The sequence below is a fragment of the Thermosediminibacter litoriperuensis genome, from assembly GCF_008124715.1.
Taxonomy (GTDB): Bacteria; Bacillota; Thermosediminibacteria; order Thermosediminibacterales; family Thermosediminibacteraceae; genus Thermosediminibacter; species Thermosediminibacter litoriperuensis.
The window spans coordinates 1-1,840 of sequence record NZ_VNHO01000062.1; the positions used below are offsets into that span (position 1 = coordinate 1).

At 47.6% G+C, this 1,840-nt stretch carries 1 protein-coding gene and 1 rRNA gene; both read right to left on the reverse strand.

The genetic code is table 11. The features are described from left to right. Positions 1–132: 132 nt before the first annotated feature. A complete protein-coding gene (locus LZ11_RS12205; RefSeq protein ID WP_148868124.1) occupies positions 133–1,566 on the reverse strand; it encodes an MATE family efflux transporter in 1,434 nt (477 codons plus the stop codon). Between the two features lie 185 nt (positions 1,567–1,751). Then, positions 1,752–1,840: ribosomal RNA gene (gene rrf / locus LZ11_RS12210) — 5S ribosomal RNA — on the reverse strand; the annotation flags it as partial.

Here is a 1,840-nt window from a genome sequence, read left to right on the forward strand (position 1 = left end):
CTAACTTACGAACTTCAGCCTTCATGATTGAAAAACCCAACATCATTCGGGTTTCCAAAAAATGTGTCGCATTTAATATTGCATTTTACGATTTATTTTCTATTATATGACTGATCACTTATACCGCCGTCTTCAGGCTATGTTCTTATTCGTCTTTTTCCAGTAGCCCGAATAATAGTAGGCCAGGCTCAAAGCGGAGCTGATGATCATGCTGGAGGAAATAGCAACCCAGATCCCCGTGCTCTTAAGGGGGGTAAAATTGGCCAGATAGTAAGCTAGAGGTACCCTCAAACCCCACAGAGAAAATATCGAAATAATCATGGGTACGAGGGTATTTCCGGCTCCCCGAAGAATTCCGTTGGAAACCCAGAGAAGTCCGAAGGGGATATACGATACGCCCAGAATCTTGAGGATCCCGGCCCCCTCGGCAACCAGAACGGGATCGCTGGTAAAAAGGGCGAGGAGCTCTCCGGGAAAAGCAAACACCGCAATCGTTACCAGGCCCGATATGGCTATCGACAGGAGGCTGCCCCATTTCATTACTTCCTTTACCCTGTCATACTTTTGCGCGCCTATATTCTGAGCGCTCAAGGAAGAGGCGGCAAGGCCTAAAGACATGGACGGCATAAAGGAAAAGGAGTCTATTTTGCTCGCGGCGCCCCAGGCTGCGACAACAAGGGGACCGAAAGAGTTGACGACGGCCATTATTGCGGTGCCTCCCAGGGCCACCACCGTCTGCTGGATACCGGCGGGCAGGCCTATTTTAATTATCCTCTTCACGAGATCTCCATCGTACTTTATCTCCGAAGCCCTCAGGGTCAGGATGTGATTTTTCCTGTTCAAGTACCTGGCGGCCAGGTAAAAGGATACGCCCTGCGATATAACTGTGGCCAGCGCCACTCCGTTAACGCCCATCCTTGGAAGGGGGCCGTAGCCGAAAATAAAAAGGGGATCTAGAATTATGTTTATTACGGTTGAGTAAAACAGGAACACCAGGGGTGTCCTCGAGTCCCCCAACCCCCTTAATATAGCGCTCAATGTATTATAAGCGAACATGAATATGAGCCCCGAAAAAAATATATTCATGTAGCCGGAAGCAGGATCTATGAGGTTTGCCGGTGTATTCATCATCTCCAGTATCGGCCTGTGAAAAATAATTCCAATAGCCGATACCGCGACGGCCAGCAGGGTGAGAAAGAATAAAGATGTATTTATGGTCTTTTTTACCATCAACATATCCCCGGCTCCTTTGTACTGCCCCACAAGCACCGTTGTAGCCATGGTCATGCCGACCACCATCGATAAGAGTACGAAGATAATGGGAAAGCTCACCGAGACTGCTGCCAGGGCCTCCGCACCTAGGAATTTTCCAACCCAAATCGCGTCCACGGTGTTATATAGTGTCTGCAGCAAATTTCCTGCGAACAGCGGTATCGAGAATTTAATCAGATGGGCCGGTATGCTGCCTACAGTAAAATCCATCTCCGGCAGACTGGTAGCCGCCTTTTTATTTTCTTCCGGAAGATCCGCACCCATATATTCTGTGTGTTCGTTTCTGGCCTCCATATGTATTTAACCTCCGTTTTTCCTTTGTGAATACAAAGCCAGCGCTTCGATCGAAGTTCCCAGGCATTAAACCGGTTTTACATATTTTTTATACTATATAATTTCTTTACAGTAAAGTCACATTTAGTTATAAAAAAAAAGACCCGAATAGGTCTTGTCTTTTATTGTAATATATAAAATTAAGATTTCGGCGGCGACCTACTCTCCCGGGGGACCTCCCCAGTACCATCGGCGCTGGAGGGCTTAACCTGTGTGTTCGGAATGGGAACCGGTG